The sequence below is a fragment of the Kyrpidia spormannii genome (assembly GCF_002804065.1).
In the GTDB taxonomy this organism is placed as follows: Bacteria; Bacillota; Bacilli; order Kyrpidiales; family Kyrpidiaceae; genus Kyrpidia; species Kyrpidia spormannii.
Genome location: NZ_CP024955.1, coordinates 1413071 through 1433907, shown reverse-complemented (window position 1 = coordinate 1433907; position 20837 = coordinate 1413071). Strand labels below are relative to the sequence as shown.

Sequence of the window (20837 nt, the reverse complement as noted above, 5' to 3'; positions counted from 1 at the left end):
TTGGCCTGTACATTAGAATGAGTAGCGTATGTGTGCCTATGACAGATAGCGCTTGAGAACAGGGGAGATACGAGGCATGCGCATCGCCGTTCGATGGATGACGATCCTAGCATTGGTCATATGGGTATGGAGCTGTCCCCGAGGCGCAGTGCCGGCCAGGGCAGATCAGGCCGACGGTCCTCCAGATCTCGCGGTGCGTTCCGCTGTTTTGATGGACATGAAAACCGGCCAGGTTCTTTATGCCAAGAACCCCGACGAACCCCATTATCCAGCCAGCATCACCAAAATCCTCACCGCCATCGTCGCCCTGGAACGGGGGCGCCTGAACGACCGAATCACCACCAGCCGTCTGGCCACCCTACAGGATGGCAATCGGATTTATTTAGTTGAAGGGGAAGAGCACAGCCTCGAAGAACTGCTGTACGGCATGATGCTCAACTCCGGCAATGATGCCGCTGTGGCCATTGCCGAACACTACGGTGGCTCCGTGGCGGACTTCGCCGCGATGATGAACGCCAAAGCTAAAGAAATCGGCGCTCTCCACACCCATTTTACCAATCCCAACGGTCTCCATGACCCGAATCACGTCACCACGGCCTATGATATGTGCCTCATCGGGCGGTATGCGATGCAGAACCCGATCTTCCGCCAAATCGTGGCCACCAAGACCTATCCGTGGCACGGCAAGGAATGGGAATCGGAACTGGTCAATATTAACCGAATGCTGTGGACATACCCCGGGGCTACAGGAATCAAAACGGGGTATACCGACCAGGCCCAACAAACCATGGTGGTGAGTGCCACTCGGGGCAACGAGTCCTTGATCGCCACCCTGATGGACATCCCCGGACAGGAAGCTATGCGTGAAGAGGCCACCAAACTGCTCGACTGGGGTTTTCAACACTTTGCCACCCAGCGGTTGGCGTCCGCCGGAGAAACCGCTGAAACCGTGCAATTGCCGGGTCATCAGACCGCCAACGCTCTCCTATCGCGCAGCGTATGGTACACTTTCGCTCAAGGGACATCCCCTCAGGTCACCCGCAACATTGAGCTCATTAAACCGAAGCTCCCCTTGCAAAAAGGTGCCATCTTGGGACAAGCTGTTTTCTCGGTAGACGGACGGACCATCGCCACCGTTCCTCTGGTGAGTGACCGCGCCGTCAATCCGCCGCCCTGGTCCTGGTGGTGGCTGTTGGGGGCCGTTCCCGGGATACTCTTGATGATCCCCCTGTGGAGACTCCGGAGCCGCCAACGAAAACCTCTTGCCCGTCCGTACCGCCACCTGTGAAGGTTACCTCCATCGGGTCTGAGGCCCTCGGCCTTCCCTCCGGACCGGGAAGGCCGAGGGGAACCCCACCAACGCGAAGCCCGTCAAGACACCGGATGCTGTTCCTTTCTCATCCGTTCGGGGATCTGGTCGAGCCGAATGAGATCATCCAAAGTCTCCCGGCGCACCACCACGTCCGCCCGCCCGTCTCGCACGAACACCACCGCCGGCCGGGGGGCGCGATTATAGTTACTCGCCATAGAATACGTGTACGCTCCGGTGCCGAAAACCGCCAGGATATCCCCGGGCACCGCGCGCGCCAGGGGCGTGTCCCAGATCAGCATGTCGCCGGTTTCGCAGAACTTCCCCGCCACCGCCGCCAACTCCTCAACGGGTTCCCCGGCCCGGTTGGCCACCACAGCCTCGTAACGAGCTTGATAGATAATGGGACGCGGGTTATCCGCCATCCCTCCGTCCACGGCGATATACCGGCGCACCCCGGGGATCTCTTTCCGCGCCCCCACTGTGTACAACGTGGTGCCCGCCGGCCCCGCAATCCGCCGCCCGGGCTCCACCCACACCTCGGGGACCGCCACCCCGCGCCTCAGGGCCTCCCTTTTCACGGCATCGGCGATCGCCGCAACGTACGCCTCCACCGGAAGGGGCCGATCCTCTTCCACATACCGAATCCCGAATCCGCCCCCGACATTCAGGATTCGCAGCGACGCGTCCCACTCATTGACGGCCCGGGCGTAGAACTCCATCATCCGCTCAACAGCGAGAACGAATCCTTCAGTCTCAAAAATCTGTGAGCCGATATGACAATGAAGGCCTACCAAGTTCAACCCCCGCGCCCTCTGGGCGCGGCGGACCGCCGCTTCAGCTTGTCCGCTCGCCAGGTCAAAGCCGAATTTCGTATCCTGCTGTCCCGTCTGGATGTACTCGTGGGTGTGGGCCTCGACGCCCGGGGTCACCCGCAACAGGATGTTCGGGCGCTTCCCCTGGCGCTCTGCCAATTCCGCCAAAAGATCGAGCTCATAAAAATTATCCACCACAAATCCGCCAATCCCGGCCTTGAGGCCGTAGATCAGTTCATCCCGGCTCTTGTTGTTCCCGTGCAGATGAATCTTCTCCGGGGGGAACCCCGCGGTCAGCGCCGTATGCAACTCCCCGGCCGACACCACATCGAGGTGAAGGCCTTCTTCCTCCACGAGCCTGCACATGGCCTGGGTACAAAAAGCCTTCCCCGCGTAAGCCACCTGATAGCGCAATCCCGCCTTGCGAAAAGCCGCGTGAAACTCCCGACACGTCTCTCTCAGCAGCGCCTCATCAAAAACATATAACGGGGTTCCAAAGCGCTCGGCCAATTCTACCGTATCGCACCCGCCGATCTCCAGGTGTCCCCGATCGTTTACCCGACGCGTACCCAAAGAAGGCACCAATGCTTTCTTCCCCTCTCCGAATCACAAAGGCAACCGGTTTATGGCCGGCGCCGGTTAGGCCGATTATATCACGGGTCACTACGAGGTACAACGATCGGTATGGGGAAAAACCCCGCCTCACCGGGTCTTTTCCAAAGGACAGATTCGTTTCCGCCGGGTGGCCACTAACCTTTCGGCTTAAACACCAAGGCCGCAAGGAAACTGAAAACAATGGCGGCGGAAATGCCGGCGCTGGTCACCTCGAAGATTCCCGTGATGACCCCGACGATCCCGTGTTGTCCCGCTTCCATCAACGCTCCGTGGGTGAGGGCGTGACCAAAGCTTGTGATGGGGACCGTGGCCCCGGCCCCGGCGAGCTGGATCAGCGGATCGTACAGGTTCAACCCGTCCAAGATAGCTCCACTGACCACCAGGATTGTCATGGTGTGGGCCGGAGTCAGCCGGCCCACGTCCATCAGCAGTTGTCCGATCACGCAGATCAGGCCGCCCACCACGAATGCCCAGACATAAATCATCGGTCTCCCGCCTTTCGCTATCACCTGAACCCGTCCGTTTCCGGACCCGGGACGTTACGGATCAATCCTCCCGCTCCAAAACGACCGCGTGACAGATCGTCGGAATCGTTTCCCCCTGCTGGGCCGATACCGTCGAATGAAGGGCTCCGGTGGCGGCAACGAGCACCCGCCGCAGTTCCCCCCGACGAAGCCGACGGACCAGGTGGCCAAAGGTCACCACTGCACAACAGGCCGATCCGCTGCCCCCATTAAACACTTCGGGCTGGGTCGGTGAGTAAATCAGGGCGCCGCAATCGGCGTACCGATCCCCGAGATCGTAACCGTACCGGCCGAACCATTCCCGAAGCACCGGCATGCCATGAAATCCCAGGTCCCCGGTGACGATGAGATCATAATCCGAAGGCCGGCGGTTCAGGTCCGAGAAATGTGCAGCTAACGTATCGGCGGCCGCCGGGACCATGGCCGCGGCCATGTCCGTCGGATCCTTCGCGCCCAAATCGATCACTTTACCGAGGGTAGCGAAAGTCAATCGAACCCTGCCGGGACCGCCCGCCGAGTTCCGGGCCAGGAGTGCCACTCCGCCGCCGGATACCGTACAGGGGGCAGCGTCATTTTTCTGGGCTCCGTATTCAGTCGGATACCGGTACTGCCGCTCCGCCGTGGCGTTATGGCTGGCCGTACCCGCGGCCACCAGAGTTTCCGTCTCGCTATCCACCGCCAAAGCGGCCACCGCCAAAGCCTCGCCGATGGTCGCACAGGCGCTGAACACCCCAAGATAGGGTATGGCAAGGGAACGGGCTACAAAAGTGGAAGTGGTGATCTGATTCATGAGGTCTCCGGCAACGAACAATCCCACATCTTTTTTGCGCTTCCCGGCCTTCTCCAAGGCTTGGTCGAAGGCGTATTGGAGAAAAGTTTGCTCGGCTTTCTCCCAATTCGGCTGCCCGGCATGGGGGGTGGGAAAAATCCCGTCAAAATCGTCCCTCAGCGGCCCCTCGCCTTCCTTCGGCCCCACCGCCGCCGCTTCCCCGGCCAGGAACACCCGATCAAACTGCCACGTCTGACTCCCCACCGACCGGGCCACGGTTCCCGCCCCCTTTACTCGAAAATCGGTGAACGGACCCGCCTCCTGAAACTCGTCACCCGAAACGGCGGACCCACTGCCTGACTCGGTGGCCTATCCCAGGATCCGGGGAAGCACCGCGCGAATCAAGGTGACAAAAAACGCCGCCACCACGCCAAAAACGATCACAGGCCCCGCCACTTTGAACATGTTTGCCCCTACTCCGAGCACCAACCCTTCACTTTTCGCTTCAATCGCCGACGAGGACATGGCATTGGCAAACCCCGTGATCGGGACTGCCGAGCCCGCCCCGGCCCATTGGGCAAAGCGATCGTATAACCCTAGGCCGGTCAGTAGAATCGCGACAAAGACCAGAGTCGCCGCTGTGGGATTGGCTGCCGCTTCTCGGTCAAATCCCCCGACGCGCATGTACAAATACTGGATGAACTGGCCAAGATCGCAGACCAATCCCCCCACGACGAAAGCCCGAAGGGCATTGCGCGCCGCCGGTACAGGAGGGCGGTGCCGTTTGACGACCATTTGATACTCTTTCTGCAATCGCTTATCATCCGGCGTTCCGACGCTCATCCAGATCTCCTCCATCCCCTGGTACCCCATGTAGCATGCACAGACCCAAGCGGCACTATGCCTCGTCGCCCTAGGGCGACAACTCCGGAAATAGAAAATTCACAAGGCACCCCATCATCTTGCCGATGACCATGGCCGAGACCAGAAGCGGCAAAACCGGCTCCAGGCGAAGTCTCCTGGCCAGGATCGGAAGCACATTCAACACCTCGGTCAGCGCCCCGGCCACCATCCCCACGAATACCCCGGCAAAAAGACCCCATGCCGCGGCCATCCACCGGGATAGGCTCATGGGCATGGGGAAAATTTCCGATAACGTGCTAATAAAGGCACCGGCGATCAGTGCCCACTGATAGGCCAACAATCCCCCCTTAAACCGGGTTAACTGAACGAGCCTCGGCACCACGTCCAATACGGACAACAGCGCCAGAAACCCACTCCCCACCGTCACGCCCCAGGCCAACCCCACCGCTGCCGCCATCCCCTCACGAACCATGGGCCTCACGCGGGTCCGGCACCCGTTCCTGACGACTCCCCTCCCGGGTGATCACATACTGATTGATCATCTGCTCGTACTGAAAAACCTCCACCTCGAGAGGGCTGGGTTCATTTTCGTTGATTTTCCGCCGGAGCAGATGGTTAAAGAACAGGGCCATCCCCAGTCCAACCCCAAAGGCATAGGGGATTTGTAAAATATAAGGATGGGCCTTGTATTCACCGGTGATCAGGTGATATACCCGCTGGTGGACCCGGACCATGCTCACGTCGGCGTGGAAGTTCATGATCGTCAATCCGGAACCCACGAAAAGCAGGAGCCACACCGCCGCCACTTTGAGCCATGACGGCTTCGAGCCGCCAGGCTCCTCCAGATCGACAATCGTTTCCGTCGGCCCGATCAAGTGGACATTGACGTGGGGCAGGCGCCGCTTGATGGCCGCCACCAGGTCAATCGCCTGAACCACCCGCACACCCCCCTGCCGGGGACTCCAATCCGAAACGGGGATCCCCACAACAACCCGCCTCAGGTCTCCCCCGCCGGAATCCACCGCCACCACCTCCGCCGCCTGGCCGACGGTCAGGTGCTCCCCGGGCCGCAGACTCAACCGTTCCTTCGGGCGAATGTAGACATCAACCTCCGGCGCAAACTCCAAGGGAATCCGCCTCCTCCCGGTTCCCCGTTAGTATGCCCAATTTTTCCCGCCCGTCCAAAGTCCTTCATCCCCGCCGGTGCCCCCGGCCCAGAAGGCCAAAAAAAGCTCCGCCCTCCCTTCGGGCGAAGCCCTACTCCTCATCCTCGCCGAGAAGCTGCCGGCGGATCCGGTTCAAGATCTTTTTCTCCAAGCGACTGACCTGAACTTGAGAAATCCCCAACACTTCCGCCACTTCCGATTGGGTTTTGTCCCTGAAAAACCGAAGGAACACGATCAGCCTCTCCCGTTCGGGGAGCCGGTTTAACGCATCGGTGAGCGCCAGACGATCAAACCATTTCTCTTGTTCCTCGTCGGCGATCTGGTCCATCAGTAAAATCGGGTCCCCGTCGTTCTCAAACACCGTCTCGTGAATCGAAGCCGGAGCCCTCATGGCGTCCTGGGTGAACACCACTTCCGCCGGGTCCATCCCCAGTTCCTCGGCAAGCTCATTGATATGGGGTTGCCGCCCCAAACGTTTCGCCAACTCGTCCCGGGCCCTGCGGATATGCCGGGCGGTCTCCTTGACCGATCGGCTCACTTTGACGGTGCCGTCATCCCGCAAAAAGCGCTGAATTTCACCGATGATCATCGGAACGGCGTAAGTGGAGAATTTTACGTCATAACTGAGATCAAACTTGTCGATCGCTTTCATCAGCCCGATACACCCGATCTGGAACAGATCCTCCGGCTCATAACCCCGACCCAAAAAGCGCTGAACCACCGACCAGACCAGCCGCTGGTTAAAGAGAACCAGCGTCTCCCGAGCCCCCGCATCCCCGGATTGACTTTGCGCGATCAGTTCCCTGACCTGTTCATCGGTCAGTTTCGCCTTTGTCGAACCAAAATCCCTCTCCGGTTGCATGATCTCACCTAGTGTTCCGACGTCGTCCGGCTCTTCAACCGCTTGACCAGGCGCACCCGGGTACCTTGGCGGGGGCGGGACGTGATTTCGACTTTGTCCACGAAATTTTCCATGATCGTAAAGCCCATGCCCGACCGCTCCAAATCTGGGCGAGAGGTATACATGGGCTGGCGGGCCAACTCGATATCCTCGATGCCCACTCCTTGGTCGTCTATCATAATCTCCACCGTGTCTCCCTCAAGGGTGCAGGTGATGCTCACCATCCCTTCCTGGTCCCCGTATCCGTGAATGATGGCATTCGTCACCGCTTCCGAGACGGCGGTCTTAATCTCGGTGAGTTCCTCCACGGTCGGATCAAGCTGAGCGACGAATGCGGCAACGGCCACCCGAGCGAAGGATTCGTTTTCCGATCGACTGGAGAATTCCAATCGCATCACATTCCGTGTCGCGCTCATCCTAGGCCTCCCTCAATGCGGCGATGCCGCTGGACTCGTCCTCATACACCGGCACGATACGCAGCACCCCGGACAACTCCAACAGTTTCCGCACGGGTGCTGTCAAACCGCAGCAGGCCATCTTCCCGCCACCCTGGCTAATCCTGCGATACCGGCCCAGCAGCACCCCGAGACCTGAACTGTCCATGAAGGACAAATCCGACAGGTTCCACAGCAACCGAATCGAACCGGTCTCTTCCAAAAGTGCGTCTACCTTGGTCCGCACCGCATCCGACGTATGATGGTCCAACTCCCCCCGCAACCGGGCCACCACGACCCCCGACCGATGCACCGCCTCCACCTCCAGAGACATGCCCTTCCCTCCTCCCGATCTTCACCAGCAATTCGCGATGCGGGCCGGGAAATCCTGCCCATCGACAAAAGAACAGGAAAATCGAGGGAATCCGCCACGGTTCGACCCTTACGGCGCATCCTCTTCCCCTTCAAGATACAGGCGCCCTCCCTGCTCATCATAGCCGAACAGTTCCGCGTAGCGCCCCCAGTCGATGAGAATATCCAGTTGCTTGGCCGCCTCTTCCGGACTGAACCTCCGCTCGAAAATCTGCAGGAAAAATTCCCGGGCAATCTGCTTATTCCGTTTTGACTGAAGCACCCATAACATTTTCTCCATGGTCGGGACCTTTTTTAACACCAGATCGCGAAAAATTTCCTTTCTCTCCAGCACGCTGGCGTCGGCAAACCGCCGCCCGACGTCGGTCAGTTCAATGTCGCCGTGCTCCACCTTGACCAACCCCAAAAGTTCGGCCCCTTCTACAATGGGCAGAAAATCTTCCACATCCAGCATCAGGTTGTCCGCCAATTTATACAAATCCGTGCGGCTTTCCAGATCATCCAAAAGCTCCAGCAGTCCCGTGAGGGCACCCGAGCGCACCTCCGGCACCCGGGTCATCGATTTTGCCGCCGCAGGCACCGCTTCTGCCACGGGGGTTCGTCGGGTGATAATGGCATAGAGTTGATCGACCAACGAAAGAAAAGTCGGGGACTGTTTATCCCGCCAGTGCGGCAGAGTGATTCGGATGTCCGTCACCACCTGGGCCGGGTCCCGGGAAAGCACGACGGCCCGGCTGGCCAGGTACACCGCCTCCTCAATACTGTGGGTAACGAGGACGATGGCCTTGGTCCGAATCTTTTTCTCAAGCCACAATTCCAACAGATCCCGGCGCAGATTCTCAGCGGTCAACACGTCCAGGGCCGAAAAGGGTTCATCCATGAGGAGGATATCGGGTTCGGCCACCAGTGCCCGGCCAAAACCCACCCGCTGTCTCATGCCACCGGACAACTCCTTCGGAAACGCCGTCTCAAAGCCGTCCAAGCCCACCATATCGATGACTTGCAAAGCCCGCTGCCTTTTTTCCGCAGGTGGCATGTCAGTCCGCTCTAACCCGAGCTCGACATTCTCCAACACCGTCAGCCACGGAAACAGGGCAAAGTTTTGAAAAATCATCGCCACTCCTGGCGCCACCCCATCCACCGGCCGGCCGTGGTACAAGACCTGACCCTCGGTGGGGGGAATCAACCCGGCGATAATCCGCAATAAGGTCGATTTGCCCGATCCCGAAGGGCCGAGGAGGGCGACAAAATCCCCCTCTTCCACTTTGAGCGAGACATCTTTGAGGATCGTCGTTGTAGTACCCGGACCCACTTCCCAGTCCTTGGACACGTGGCGCAATTCTAGAAGAGCCATCCCTGCCCCCCCTCTCACACTTCCAACCGGTACCGGTTTTCAGCCAACCGATACAAACGCCTCCACAACAGGCGGTTTACCGCGACGACAAAAGCGGCCATCACGACAATACCCCAGACAATCGCCGGCCAATCGCCATTGGTGGTCGCCCGGGTGATGTACGCCCCGAGCCCGGTGGCCGCCAGCTGGGTCCCCTTCCAGGAAACCACCTCGGCGACGATGCTCGCGTTCCAAGCCCCTCCGGCCGCCGTCACCAGCCCGGTGACCAAAGACGGAAAAATCACGGGCAGAATGAGCAGCCTCCATCGGCGCCATCCGCCAAGGCGCATCAAATCGCTCGCTTCCCGGAGGTCGCCCGGAATGGCTGACGCCCCGGCGATCACATTGAATAAGATATACCACTGGGTTCCCAGCATCATCAGTACCACCGATCCCCACTCAAGGCTTACGTGCAAGGACAAAAAAGCCGCGGTAATCAGCGGAAAAAACATATTGGCCGGAAACGAAGCCGCCACCAGAACCGCCGGTTGGGCCACCCGGGACCATTTCGGGTGCGTGCCGATCCACACGCCCACGGGGATCGTCCACAGCGCTCCGAGCAGCACCGCCGCCGCCACCCGGAGAAGAGTGAGTACGCCATAAAGCACCGGGGAAAGGAGTTCTCTCCACCCCAGTTCCCTCAGCATCAGCCCGCCCCGGATGATCCAGTACACCACGACCACAAACACCGCGGCCCAGATCATTGCGGAGACGACTTTTTTGGCCACCGAAGGCTTCCGGATCCGAGGCGCCCGAGGGGGCCGCCCCGCAATCATCCACGACCAGGCCGGTTCAAAAAACACCCGGCGGGCCCACTCGGCAATGTGGGAACGCCGCAATAGCGTTAACATCCACGAAGTGGGCAGATCCAGACCCGCCGTCTGCTCCACTTTGAAGCGCTGGGTCCATGCGACCAGGGGACGCCAGAACAGTTGATCCACGACAATAATGACGATGACCATGGTGACCATGGCATACAAAAGAGCTCGGACATCTCCCTCATCCATCGCCGCCGCCATGTACGATCCGATCCCGGGTAAGCGGATATCCCGGTGCAACACGGTGATGGACTCGCTGACGGCGAGAAAAAACCATCCTCCCCCAAAGGACATCATGCTGTTCCAAACCAACGGCACCGCCCCGTACGCAAAATCCAACACGAAAAACCGGCGGATCCCGCCGAGCCCGTATAGCCGACTCGCCTCCCGGAGTTCCTTCGGGACTCCTGTAATCGATTGATAAAACCCAAAGGTCATGTTCCACACTTGACCGGTAAATATCGCAAAAATCGAAGCCAATTCCGGTCCCAACAAACTCCCCGGAAACAGTGCCATAAACCCGACCACCGTCACTGACAAGAACCCGAGCACCGGGACCGATTGCAGAATATCGAGCAGAGGGATCAGAATGCGTTCCCCCAGCCGGCTCCGGGAAGCCAGGCGGGCATACAAAACCGTAAACACCACCGAAGCCCCGAGAGCCAAAAACATCCGCATTAAGCTCCGTCCGGCGTAGTATGGGAGGGCCGCAGGGTCGAGGGAAACGGTCATCGACTGGGGCGCATAAGGTTCTACCATCCCCTTCCCCACCTGCACGATGCCGTACAGGAGCCCCAGCACCCCGGCCAATAACGCCGCATCCACCCACCAAGCCGTCTTTTTTCGGACCTGTCCGTAGGCGGGCATCTCCGTCTCCCCCTTTCTTCCCACAGGATGGTCTTTACTCCACAAAAAAACCCCCGAAGCCGGGGGAAACCATGCGCAAAACGCACACCTTCCCCCTGGTTGAGCTTCGGCAGTGTACAACGTAGAGCCCGGATGCTCAGCCACCTTAGGGAAAGCCTTAATCCGGCAATCCCTGGTCTACCCATTGGCGTCTTTCGACGTTTCCGGGCAGTGGCCTGTGTTTGTACACACGCCTCACCTAACGAGGATGGTGAAATCTTCTTGTTTGGCCATGGCGATTGTAGCACGTTCAGGATCGGTCATCAAGGGGAAGCCCATCGACCACCTCGGCGCACCGCCGACACAGGTCCGGGTGACCCTCCACCGTCCCGACCTCAGGCAACACCATCCAGCAACGCTGACATTTTTCACCTTGAGCGGGGGTGACTCTGACGCTGACTCCTTCAAATTCCAAGGCGTCCGAAGGGACCGTCTCTTCCGGTCCGTGAACCGACACTTGGGAAACGATGAGAATCTGGGGCAGCTCCTCGGCCATTTCCCGGATGTCTTCAAATCTCGGACCGAGCCACACCTCCACCGCCGCCCCGAGGCTATTGCCGATCACCTTCTGTTGTCGGGCTGTCTCCAACCCCTTGGCCACCTCGTACCGGAACTCCAGAATCCGTTCCCACTTGCGCATCAGGGCGTCATCTTTCCACTCGGACCGCACCTGGGGCCAGTCCTCCAACTGGGCGCTCGGCCCTTTTACCCCCGGAATGTAACTCCACACTTCATCAGCGGTGTGACTGATGATGGGAGCCACCAATTTCACCAGAGTCACCAGGATCTCGTACATGGCCGTCTGGGCCGACCGCCGAATCGGATCCGCCTCACGGCTACAATACAACCGGTCCTTGAGCACATCGAGGTAAAAAGCGCTCATCTGAACGGCGCAAAAATTGTGCACGGCGTGAAACACCAGGTGAAACTCGTAATTCCGATACGCGGCACTCGTCCGTTCTACCAGCCGTTGGAGTTGATCCAGGGCCCAGCGGTCGAGTTCTGTCATATTTTCGTAAGATGTGCGGTGGGCGGCCGGATCAAAATCGTTCAAGTTCCCAAGCAAAAACCGGAAAGTATTCCGGATCTTGCGATAGACCTCGGCGACTTGCTTCAGGATGGCGTCGGACACCCGGGCATCCGAGCGGTAATCCACCGACGCCACCCAGAGCCTCAAGATATCCGCCCCCAGGCGATCCATCACCTCCAGGGGATCCACCACATTCCCTAGACTCTTGGACATCTTGCGCCCTTCGCCGTCCAACAGGAATCCATGGGTCAGCACCGCCCGGTAAGGAGCTTGTCCCTTTACCGCCACAGCCGTAGAAAGGGATGAATTGAACCATCCCCGATGCTGGTCCGATCCTTCCAGGTACATGTCGGCGGGCCAGCGAAGCTCCGGCCTCCGCTCCAACACCGCCATATGGCTCGACCCCGAGTCAAACCACACGTCCATGATGTCCGTTTCCTTGCGGAACGAATCGCCGCCGCATCGGCACCGATAGCCCTCCGGGAGCAAGTCTTTGGCCTCCCGGGCAAACCACACCTGCGAGCCGTGCTGCTCAAACAACCGAGCCACATGGTCGATGGTCTGGTCGTCGATCACCGTTTCCCCACAGGTTTCACAATAAAAAATCGGGATCGGCACCCCCCAGACCCGCTGGCGGGAGATGCACCAATCCTGGCGTTCGGCCACCATGTTGTGAATCCGCTGTTTGCCCCAGGAGGGAATCCACTGGACCTTCTCGATCTCGTCCAGCATCTCCTGACGAAACTTGTCGATGGAGGCAAACCACTGTTCCGTGGCCCGAAAGATAACCGGATTTTTGCACCGCCAGCAGTGCGGGTACTGGTGGCGGATTTCCCCCTCGGCCACCATGGCCCCTTCCCGGCGCAAAAGATCGCACAAAACATCGTTGGCCTTCGCGTAGAATTGTCCCGCCACCGGCTGACCGGCCTCGGTAAAACGGCCTCGGTCATCAATCGGAGCTTCTAACGGGAGGTGGTACTTGAGGCCGACCAGATAGTCCTCCATGCCGTGGCCCGGAGCCGTATGAACGGCGCCGGTACCTGCATCCAGGGTGACATGATCGCCCAGCACCACCGGAACCTGCCGACCCTTATGGAAAGGATGCTGGAGAATCGCCCCCTCTAGCACCCTGCCGTCGAATTCCTTGATGACCCGCCCTGCTCCGGGATCCCGCCCCGCGGCTTTCAGCACGTCTGACAACCGGTCTTTGGCCACCACCCATCGCTCACTGCCCACTTCCACCAAAATATAGCGAAAATCCGGGCCCAGAGCCACAGCTTGGTTCGCCACCAGCGTCCAGGGCGTCGTCGTCCAAATGACCACCGAGGTCCCCGCTGCATCCACGACCCCCTGACCGTCCACAACGGGAAATTTTACATAGATACTCGGTGACACCTTGTCGCGGTATTCAATCTCCGCCTCGGCCAGGGCCGTTTCACAGGACGGACACCAGTAGACGGGCTTGAGGCCTTGGTAGATATAACCTTTTTTGGCCATCTCGCCAAAAATGCGGATCTGAACGGCCTCATAACCCGGCTCCAGGGTCATATACGGATGATCCCAATCCCCTCGTACCCCCAGACGCTTAAATTGCCCCTTTTGCCGGTCGATGTACTCCAAAGCGTATTGCCGGCACATCTCCCGGAACTCCAACACGTCAATTTCGTGGCGATTGAGGTTCTTGGATTTGATAATCGCGTGTTCAATGGGCAGACCGTGAGTATCCCACCCGGGTACATAGGGGGCTTCAAAGCCGTCCATCGTTTTGAATTTCACGATCATATCCTTCAAAATCTTGTTCAAGGCGTGGCCAACGTGGATGTTCCCATTCGCATAAGGCGGACCATCGTGAAGAATGAACTTCGGCCGTCCCCGCCGCATCTCCACCGATCGGCGGTACAGACCGATCTCTTCCCAACGCCGCTGGATCTCCGGCTCCCGCTTTGGCAAATTCCCCTTCATGGGAAAATCGGTCTTCGGCAGATGTAACGTATGGCTGTAGTCCATGAGGCGTCCTCCTTTCCACCCGACAAACAAAAAGCCCCCATCCCCGCGCAGGGACGAGAGGCCGTCACCTTTCGCCGCACAACCCTCTCCTGACTCCCGCGGCGCCGCACCCACCGCCCGGCGACGCCAATCCGCACCACCAGTATAGAGATTGCCAGAAAGCCTGTCAAATCGGGCTCATCACCGACTTCCGGTCCCGGACTCCAGTTGCCCCGCCTGCTGCAGGTCTTCTGCCAGGTCATCCCAGTCCCGGGCTTCGATCATCTCCAATTGGGCCTGAACCAAAGAGCGCAGGCGAGTGCGGAACACGGAGACCTGTTTTTGGATTTCTTCCATCTCCATCAGGATCTTTCGAGATTTCATCAACGCTTCGTTGACAATCCGGTCGGCGTTTTTTTCCGCTTCCCGCACGATCAACTGGGCCTCTTTGCGGGCGTTGGCCTTGACCTCCTCCGCCGCTTCCTGGGCTACGACGATGGACTTGCTCAAGCTCTCCTCCAGATTTGAGAAGTGCGCCAGGCGTTCTTCCAAGAGTCGGCTCTGCTCGGCCAGTTGCTTGTTCTCCCGGATCAATCCTTCGAACTCTTGGATGACCTGCCGTAAGAATTCATTCACTTCATCTTGATTATAGCCACGAAAGGATACGCTAAACTCCTTATTGTGAATATCCAACGGCGTTAATGACACGCCGTCCACCTCCCCCGAATCGGCATCCCTGCTGTCCCTAGAATTCGACGCCCGGCGGGGAAATCCTGCACCCGCTCACTCCAGGTGTCCCACCCGCACAATCTGCCTTCCGCGTCGGCTCTCCCCCTCCAGCGCGAGGATTTTCAGCCTGCCCACCCCGCGCACCGAGATGACGTCCCCTTCCGCAAGCGGCCGGGCGCCGTCCTGGCACACCGCCCAATTCACTTGCACCATCCCTTTCTTGATCCACTCCGCCGCCTTTGCCCGCGACCAGTGCAACGCCTCGTGCAACACCGCGTCCAGGCGCAGGGAGGCCACTGTAACACGCTCTTGCCGCCACGATTGCCGCGGCGGCACGAACTCGCCCGGAGAAACGACGCGGGGATGCACCGAATATCGCCCCACCCTCTGCCAATGCACGCACAAAAACGAAGCAATCTCTCGGTCTGTCACACACCAGGCCGCCCCCGGAACCACCGAAATATCTCCGATCTTCTCCCGCCGCACCCCGAGTCCGAGAATCGACCCCAGCACGTCCCCGTGCGTCCACTCGGCTCCAGGGACCTCCACCTTCACAAATCCCAATTGCCAGTCGCTTTCCCCCGGTTCCCACCCCTCCGGCCCAATCCACAGCCGGACCCGCTCGGCATCGGGATACCCGCCCCAGGACTTGAGCTCGATCTCGCTGACCGAAGCCACCACCACCCTGGCAATCCACTGGCGGCGAAGATCATAAAAGTCGGTGAGCACCGGTCGCCACCGCCGCCCGGCCTCCTCTGCCCAGTGTGCCAGTTGGCGGGCAAAGGGGCGCTCCGCGGGCAGAAGATGCGTTTCCCACGGCCACGACACCTAGACCATCCCCACCGCGCGAAAAATCCAGAACAGCAGCAGCATGACACCCCGCTCAAGGAAATAATAGACGACAAGGGCCACGATGTAGGAAAGGTCCAAGGAAATGGCTCCAAGGGGCAAACTTGGGATGAAGCGGCGGAAGGGAGCCAAATACGGCTCCGTCAGGCGAATGAGCCACCTGCCGAGGGACGTGTCCCAGACGTCGGGAAAGAACGATAGGAATGCTCGGGCGACCAGCAGGTACCAGTAGACTTGGAGAAGGATGCCAACCACCTGGCTAACTGTGATGTACAGATTCAATGCGTCCACTCACCTCGTTTTGTCCTGAGATTCCTGGCCGCTGAGATATTCCGAGATCGCCCCCTGAACGTCTACATTGTCCGGGGCGCACAGGATGATCTGGGGCCCGATCTTTTGCATCGTCCCCCCCAGCGCATACAGGACGCCGCTGAGAAAATCCATGATCCGCAAGCCCTCTTCATAAGGGACTTTTTGCAGATTGATCACCGCAGCCCGGCGGTTGCGGAGGTGGTCGGCGATCCCTTGCCCTTCTTCAAACCGGGCGGGTTCGCAGAGAACCAATTTGACCGACTTCGCTTGGTGAAGGCTGACCACCGCCCCTTTCTTCCCGGGGCCCGGCGCCGGCCCGGGGATCTCCTCCTCCCGGGGTTCCTCTACCCACTCCTCATCCCCGAACCCCAGGAACTGAAAGAAACGACGCATCCGGTCGCCCATTCATCCCACTCCCCTCTCTCCGTTTGACTCGGCCTCAGGGCCTGTCCTCTCGTTGTCTAACAAAATTCTCCCGAGGCGAACGATGGTGGCCCCTTCTTCCACCGCCACCTCGAAGTCTCTGGACATGCCCATCGAAAGCTCCAGCTTATCCCGATTCCGCCACACCGGGTGATGGACAAAGCGGTCCCGGAGTTGTCGCAGCTCCCGGAACACTCCGCGCACCTCTTCGGGGTCGTTGACCACTGGGGCCATGGTCATAAACCCGGCCATGATCCATCGGGAAAATCGATTTTTGGTCTGTATGTAATCGAGAAAATCCCCGACTTCTTCCGGGGCCACTCCGCTTTTTTGTTCTTCCCCGGCGACGTTCACCTGGGCCAAAACTTTCAGCGGCGGCCCCTCGAGCGGCCCTTCCGCAAACCGCCTGGCCAAGGCGTCCACCAAGGAAGGCCTGTCCAAAGAGTGAAGCCACGCGAAATGTTGAATGACCGCCTTGACCTTATTGGTCTGTAGATGACCGATAAAATGCCAGGTCACCCCAGAGCCCAATGCCTCCAACTTCTCCCGCGCCACCTGCAGACGGTTCTCTCCGAGGTCCGTCAGCCCGGCCTCAACCCACTCCCTGGCCCGGGCTGCATCAATGTATTTACTCACCGCCACAAGGCGCACGCCCGAAGGATCTCTGCCCACCCGGGCGCACGCCCGGGCGATGCGCATTTTCACCTCAGCAATGCGCTCACCCGTGCTCACGCCGATCGTCCTCCTCCACCCCGCCATCATCCACCAGGGCCACGGCGGCGGCCATCCGGCCTGTGACCCCTTTGTCTCTTCGATGGGAATAACACAAGTCCGGCCGGCAGGATGTGCACACCCCGAGAACTGCCACCCGATCCTCAGACACCCCCGCATCCAGGAGAACCTCCCGGTTGGCCCGCCACAGGTCCAGGAAATAATGTCCCGGGTGCCTCGGAGCGAAAACGCCCTCGGGGACGACCTTCCACCCCTGATGGAACACCTCCCGCACCTTCTCATCCACCTCATAGCAACAGGGTCCGATGGAAGGACCGATGGCGGCGTAAAGCCGCGTCGGATCCGCCCCCCACCCTGCCAGCTTCCGAACCGCCGCCTCCACCGTCCGGATCGCGGTGCCCCGCCACCCCGAATGCACGGCAGCCACGGCGGGGACATCGGGCGCGTACAACAGAATCGGCACGCAATCTGCCGCAAGGACCGCCAAAACCACGCCGGGATCCCGGGTGGCCAGACCATCCGCTTCCCCCAACAAGTTCTCCGGGCTCAGGGCCCCCCGGCCGGCGTCGGCTGAGGAGACCGTGAGGATGTGATCCCCGTGAACCTGCCGGCAGAAGGTCCAGCGTTCCAGGGGCATTCCGAAGGCTTCCGCCGCCCGGCGGCGGTTCTCCAGCACAGCCCCCGCCTCGTCCCTGGTCGAGAAGCCAACATTCAAACCATCATAGGGCGGACGGCTCACCCCGCCCACCCGGGTGAAAAAACGGGCTCTCACCCGGCCCTGTTCCTCCCAAGCCGGAACCCGCCAATAGGTCACGCCCGCTTCGCGGGCCAATTCCCACTCCATGCCCCCGCTCCCCCAGCCGCTGCGTTCTCGCCACCAGTGTACCACATCTAGTAGCCCTCGGACACACCCGGTCCATCCGCCGGGCGATAACTCCCGCCTTCGGTAGCCGGTCGCAACTCCACGAGGATCACATCCGTGCCGATTTTGACAATTTGGTCCCACGGGATCACATGCTCCTGGCCGTTTCGCCACAACCCGAACCAGCGAGAAGTCCCTGGCACGACGATGGCCCGGACCACCCCTTGTTCCAGGTCGATTTCCAAATCGCCCACCATGCCAAGACGGGCGCCGTCCCGGATATTCACCACATCTTTCGCCTGGAGTTCCGACGCTTTCATCCCTTGTATCGCCTCATCCCTGCTTCCGCAGTCGTCGCCCTCACCCTTCTTATCCTTTTATATATGCGGACACCCCGGGAAAGTGCCCAACAAAAAAGCGCCCGGGGGGGCGCCGAGGGCCGGGTGGGGCTCAGCCCTGGATTTTAATGAACTTTTGCATATGCTGAATGGCCGACTTTTCGAGACGGGAGACTTGGGCCTGGGAGATGCCGATCTCCTCAGCCACCTCCATCTGGGTCTTGCCTTCAAAAAATCGCATCGCCAAAATCTTTTGTTCTCGCTGGCCCAGTTTGTTCATCGCTTCCCGAAGGGCGATCTCTTCGACCCAGAGTACGTCTTGATTGCGGTCATCCCGGATCTGATCCATGACATAGATCGGGTCGCCCCCGTCGTGATAGATCGGCTCGAACAGGGAAACGGGATCTTGGATGGCGTCCAGGGCAAAAACCACGTCCTCTTTGGGCAGGTTGAGCTGCTCGGAGATCTCAGTGATCGTCGGTTCCCGCAGCCGTTCGTTTGTTAACTGATCCCGAACCTGTAGAGCTTTGTAGGCGATGTCCCGCAACGATCGACTGACCCGAATCGGATTGTTGTCCCGCAGATACCGCCGAATCTCCCCAATGATCATCGGTACGGCGTAGGTCGAGAATTTCACATTCTGACCGAGATCAAAGTTATCAATGGCTTTCATCAATCCGATGCACCCGACCTGAAACAGGTCGTCCACGTTCTCCCCCCGGTTGTTGAAACGCTGGATCACGGAGAGCACCAGGCGCAGGTTTCCGTGGATGAGACGCTCCCGAGCCGAAAGATCTCCAGCCTGAAGTTCGGCAAACAGCTTCCGCATCTCGGCGTTGGTCAGCACGGGCAACTGCGAGGTATTCACTCCGCAAATTTCCACCTTATTGCGTTTCATAGTGTCCCTCCCGCGTCGATGGGGTGGGCCGACGGCTCGGTCATCAGTATCCCCTGAGCGGGAAGAAATATGCAGTTATAGCATTCGATTGAACTCCTTGCGGAGGCGTTTAATGATACGTTTCTCCAGCCTGGAAATGTAGGATTGCGAGATTCCCAGGAGATCGGCTACATCTTTTTGCGTCATTTCCTGACCGCCGGTGAGGCCGAAACGCAATTCCATGATCTTTCGTTCCCGTTCGGTCAGCTTCCCCAGAGCGTCATACAGCAGATGTTTGTCGATCTGCTCTTCGATATTTCGGTAGATCGTGTCGTTCTCCGTCCCCAGGACGTCGGACAAAAGCAGTTCATTTCCGTCCCAATCGACATTCAGGGGTTCATCAAAGGAGACTTCGGCCCGGACTTTATTGTTCCGGCGCAAAAACATCAGGATTTCATTCTCAATACAACGGGAGGCGTAAGTAGCGAGCTTGATTCGCTTCTGGGGGTCGAAGGTGTTCACCGCTTTGATCAGACCAATGGTGCCGATGGAAACTAAATCCTCGATATAAATCCCGGTATTCTCGAATTTCCGGGCGATGTACACGACCAGCCGCAGGTTGCGCTCGATCAGGGTGGAGCGCACGGATTCGTCTCCCTCAGTCAAGCGAAGCAAGAGAGCCTCCTCCTCTTCCCGGGTTAAGGGAGGCGGCAAGGCTTCGCCCCCGCCGACGTAATCCACCTCTTCCCCTGGGAATAAGCGCCCGGCAACCCGCCACCACCACAGCCGCAAACGCCGTTTCCAATTCGCCCAGTGTTCGCCCATCTCGCGTCCTCCTTCACTGACCGGCCCACCCGGCGATGATCCCCGCCGAATCGAGCACTGATGTGGGTACAATGGCTGCGTATCGCCGGCGCCGATCTACGGGCTCCGCCTGGATCGCCACATAAACCTGGCCGACCGTCCAGACCCGGGATCCCTGCCGGATTTGAACGCCGTCCGGTCGAAAGGCTGGCAGTAACCCGCCGCGGCCGTGAACGCCACGCCAGGCGACCACCCGAAGTCGGGACGACCATTCCTCGCCTAGATCCGCGGTCGGTGCAATCGGTGGATCCCTGCCCGGCCCCCGGGCATTGCGAAGCCACTCGAACAAGGAGGACGGGAGAATGCCCCGCAGGCCTTCAGCTTCTGCGACGATCACCGGCCAGCCGCTGAGAGGCTCCCGCAATTGATTACCGGAGTCGAGCAGGACCGGCACCTCCCGGCTGCCCAGGGGGGTGACGACCTTCATGCGAGCCGTATAATCCACCAGTTGCTCATTGCGCCGCTTGACCCGGTACAACCCCGCCAACAGCAACAGGCCGAAGGGGATGCCTAGGGCTAAGACCCCGGTTCTCCATCGCCACAGCCAGGCGGGGGTTCCACTCATGACCACAAGACCCGCGCCGATCCCGGCGGTACCGCCGACGCCCCATTGCAAGGCGATCATCGCGCCGGCGAATACAAAATTCGCCAGATAAAAGAAAGCAATAGCTTGAATCCAATAGCCTATGCCCCGCAGGGGCAGGGCCAAGCGAACCATCGCCGCGGAAACGACAATGCGCGCCCACCACCCGCCCAGAGCAGGCAGAAACAGTTCCGCCATGGCATAACCCGCCCCAAAACAAGCGGCTGCGAGAACCCGCAGGGGCCGGGGGGGAATGCGAAGGATCCAAGCTGTCCCCCATAGGGCCAAGGCGTCCATCCCCGCGTTCACCGCCGCCACCAAGTCCCCGTACATCACCGGCACCGGTTCCACCTTCTTCCCACACGG

General features: G+C 59.7%; 23 protein-coding genes and 1 riboswitch. Of the genes, 1 reads left to right on the top strand and 22 read right to left on the bottom strand.

Features of this window, described 5'->3' with window-relative positions; genetic code table 11:
• The first annotated feature begins 76 nt into the window (after positions 1–76).
• Positions 77–1288, top strand: a complete 1212-nt coding sequence (locus tag CVV65_RS07275; RefSeq protein ID WP_100667563.1) for a D-alanyl-D-alanine carboxypeptidase family protein — start codon at positions 77–79, stop codon at positions 1286–1288.
• Between the two features lie 83 nt (positions 1289–1371).
• Here CVV65_RS07275 and lysA read toward each other — a convergent pair whose 3' ends face one another.
• The 22 genes from lysA to CVV65_RS07165 form a co-directional block, all read right to left on the bottom strand.
• Positions 1372–2706, bottom strand: coding sequence for a diaminopimelate decarboxylase (lysA, locus tag CVV65_RS07270; RefSeq protein ID WP_100669276.1), 1335 nt, complete (start codon positions 2704–2706; stop codon positions 1372–1374).
• 167 nt (positions 2707–2873) lie between these two features.
• Positions 2874–3224, bottom strand: coding sequence for a stage V sporulation protein AE (spoVAE, locus tag CVV65_RS07265; RefSeq protein ID WP_100667562.1), 351 nt, complete (start codon positions 3222–3224; stop codon positions 2874–2876).
• Positions 3225–3285: 61 nt separating this feature from the next.
• The gene (locus CVV65_RS07260; RefSeq protein ID WP_100667561.1) at positions 3286–4308 is read right to left on the bottom strand and encodes a stage V sporulation protein AD; all 1023 of its coding nucleotides are present in this window, start codon (positions 4306–4308) and stop codon (positions 3286–3288) included.
• Between the two features lie 93 nt (positions 4309–4401).
• A complete protein-coding gene (gene spoVAC, locus CVV65_RS07255) occupies positions 4402–4875 on the bottom strand; it encodes a stage V sporulation protein AC (protein WP_100669274.1) in 474 nt (157 codons plus the stop codon).
• A 70-nt stretch (positions 4876–4945) separates the two neighbouring features.
• Positions 4946–5368, bottom strand: a complete 423-nt coding sequence (locus CVV65_RS07250; RefSeq protein WP_133121249.1) for a stage V sporulation protein AB — start codon at positions 5366–5368, stop codon at positions 4946–4948.
• Positions 5358–6023, bottom strand: a complete 666-nt coding sequence (locus CVV65_RS07245) for a stage V sporulation protein AA (RefSeq protein WP_100667559.1) — start codon at positions 6021–6023, stop codon at positions 5358–5360. Before CVV65_RS07245 ends, CVV65_RS07250 begins: the two co-directional genes overlap by 11 nt.
• A gap of 130 nt (positions 6024–6153) precedes the next feature.
• Positions 6154–6924, bottom strand: a complete 771-nt coding sequence (gene sigF / locus CVV65_RS07240; protein WP_100667558.1) for an RNA polymerase sporulation sigma factor SigF — start codon at positions 6922–6924, stop codon at positions 6154–6156.
• Between the two features lie 8 nt (positions 6925–6932).
• Positions 6933–7379, bottom strand: coding sequence for an anti-sigma F factor (gene spoIIAB / locus CVV65_RS07235; protein ID WP_100667557.1), 447 nt, complete (start codon positions 7377–7379; stop codon positions 6933–6935).
• A gap of 1 nt (position 7380) precedes the next feature.
• The gene (spoIIAA, locus tag CVV65_RS07230) at positions 7381–7731 is read right to left on the bottom strand and encodes an anti-sigma F factor antagonist (RefSeq protein WP_100667556.1); all 351 of its coding nucleotides are present in this window, start codon (positions 7729–7731) and stop codon (positions 7381–7383) included.
• A gap of 108 nt (positions 7732–7839) precedes the next feature.
• The gene (locus CVV65_RS07225; protein WP_100667555.1) at positions 7840–9123 is read right to left on the bottom strand and encodes an ABC transporter ATP-binding protein; all 1284 of its coding nucleotides are present in this window, start codon (positions 9121–9123) and stop codon (positions 7840–7842) included.
• Between the two features lie 14 nt (positions 9124–9137).
• Positions 9138–10847 carry an ABC transporter permease gene (locus CVV65_RS07220; RefSeq protein WP_100667554.1) on the bottom strand — a complete coding sequence of 570 codons (1710 nt, stop codon included), beginning with the start codon at positions 10845–10847 and terminating at the stop codon, positions 9138–9140.
• Between the two features lie 85 nt (positions 10848–10932).
• Positions 10933–11100: riboswitch (M-box (ykoK) riboswitch) on the bottom strand.
• A 36-nt stretch (positions 11101–11136) separates the two neighbouring features.
• On the bottom strand, positions 11137–13923 hold the full coding sequence (gene ileS, locus CVV65_RS07215; RefSeq protein ID WP_100667553.1) for an isoleucine--tRNA ligase: 2787 nt from the start codon (positions 13921–13923) through the stop codon (positions 11137–11139).
• A gap of 180 nt (positions 13924–14103) precedes the next feature.
• Positions 14104–14610, bottom strand: coding sequence for a DivIVA domain-containing protein (locus CVV65_RS07210; protein ID WP_013075826.1), 507 nt, complete (start codon positions 14608–14610; stop codon positions 14104–14106).
• A gap of 75 nt (positions 14611–14685) precedes the next feature.
• Positions 14686–15459, bottom strand: coding sequence for a YlmH family RNA-binding protein (locus tag CVV65_RS07205; protein ID WP_100667552.1), 774 nt, complete (start codon positions 15457–15459; stop codon positions 14686–14688).
• Positions 15460–15762: a YggT family protein gene (locus CVV65_RS07200; RefSeq protein ID WP_232059649.1), complete on the bottom strand. Its 303-nt coding sequence runs from the start codon at positions 15760–15762 to the stop codon at positions 15460–15462.
• A gap of 9 nt (positions 15763–15771) precedes the next feature.
• Positions 15772–16197, bottom strand: coding sequence for a cell division protein SepF (locus tag CVV65_RS07195; RefSeq protein WP_100667551.1), 426 nt, complete (start codon positions 16195–16197; stop codon positions 15772–15774).
• The gene (locus tag CVV65_RS07190) at positions 16198–16947 is read right to left on the bottom strand and encodes a YggS family pyridoxal phosphate-dependent enzyme (protein WP_100667550.1); all 750 of its coding nucleotides are present in this window, start codon (positions 16945–16947) and stop codon (positions 16198–16200) included.
• Positions 16934–17791 carry a peptidoglycan editing factor PgeF gene (gene pgeF, locus CVV65_RS07185; RefSeq protein ID WP_100667549.1) on the bottom strand — a complete coding sequence of 286 codons (858 nt, stop codon included), beginning with the start codon at positions 17789–17791 and terminating at the stop codon, positions 16934–16936. The genes CVV65_RS07190 and pgeF overlap by 14 nt, the downstream gene beginning before the upstream one ends.
• Before the next feature lie 47 nt (positions 17792–17838).
• A complete protein-coding gene (locus CVV65_RS07180) occupies positions 17839–18129 on the bottom strand; it encodes a YlmC/YmxH family sporulation protein (RefSeq protein WP_100667548.1) in 291 nt (96 codons plus the stop codon).
• Between the two features lie 130 nt (positions 18130–18259).
• Positions 18260–19045 (bottom strand): RNA polymerase sporulation sigma factor SigG, encoded by a 786-nt coding sequence (gene sigG, locus CVV65_RS07175; RefSeq protein WP_100667547.1) that lies wholly within the window; start codon positions 19043–19045, stop codon positions 18260–18262.
• Positions 19046–19120: 75 nt separating this feature from the next.
• Positions 19121–19849, bottom strand: a complete 729-nt coding sequence (gene sigE / locus CVV65_RS07170) for an RNA polymerase sporulation sigma factor SigE (protein ID WP_100667546.1) — start codon at positions 19847–19849, stop codon at positions 19121–19123.
• 13 nt (positions 19850–19862) lie between these two features.
• Positions 19863–20804 (bottom strand): sigma-E processing peptidase SpoIIGA, encoded by a 942-nt coding sequence (locus tag CVV65_RS07165; RefSeq protein ID WP_232059827.1) that lies wholly within the window; start codon positions 20802–20804, stop codon positions 19863–19865.
• Positions 20805–20837 lie beyond the last annotated feature (33 nt).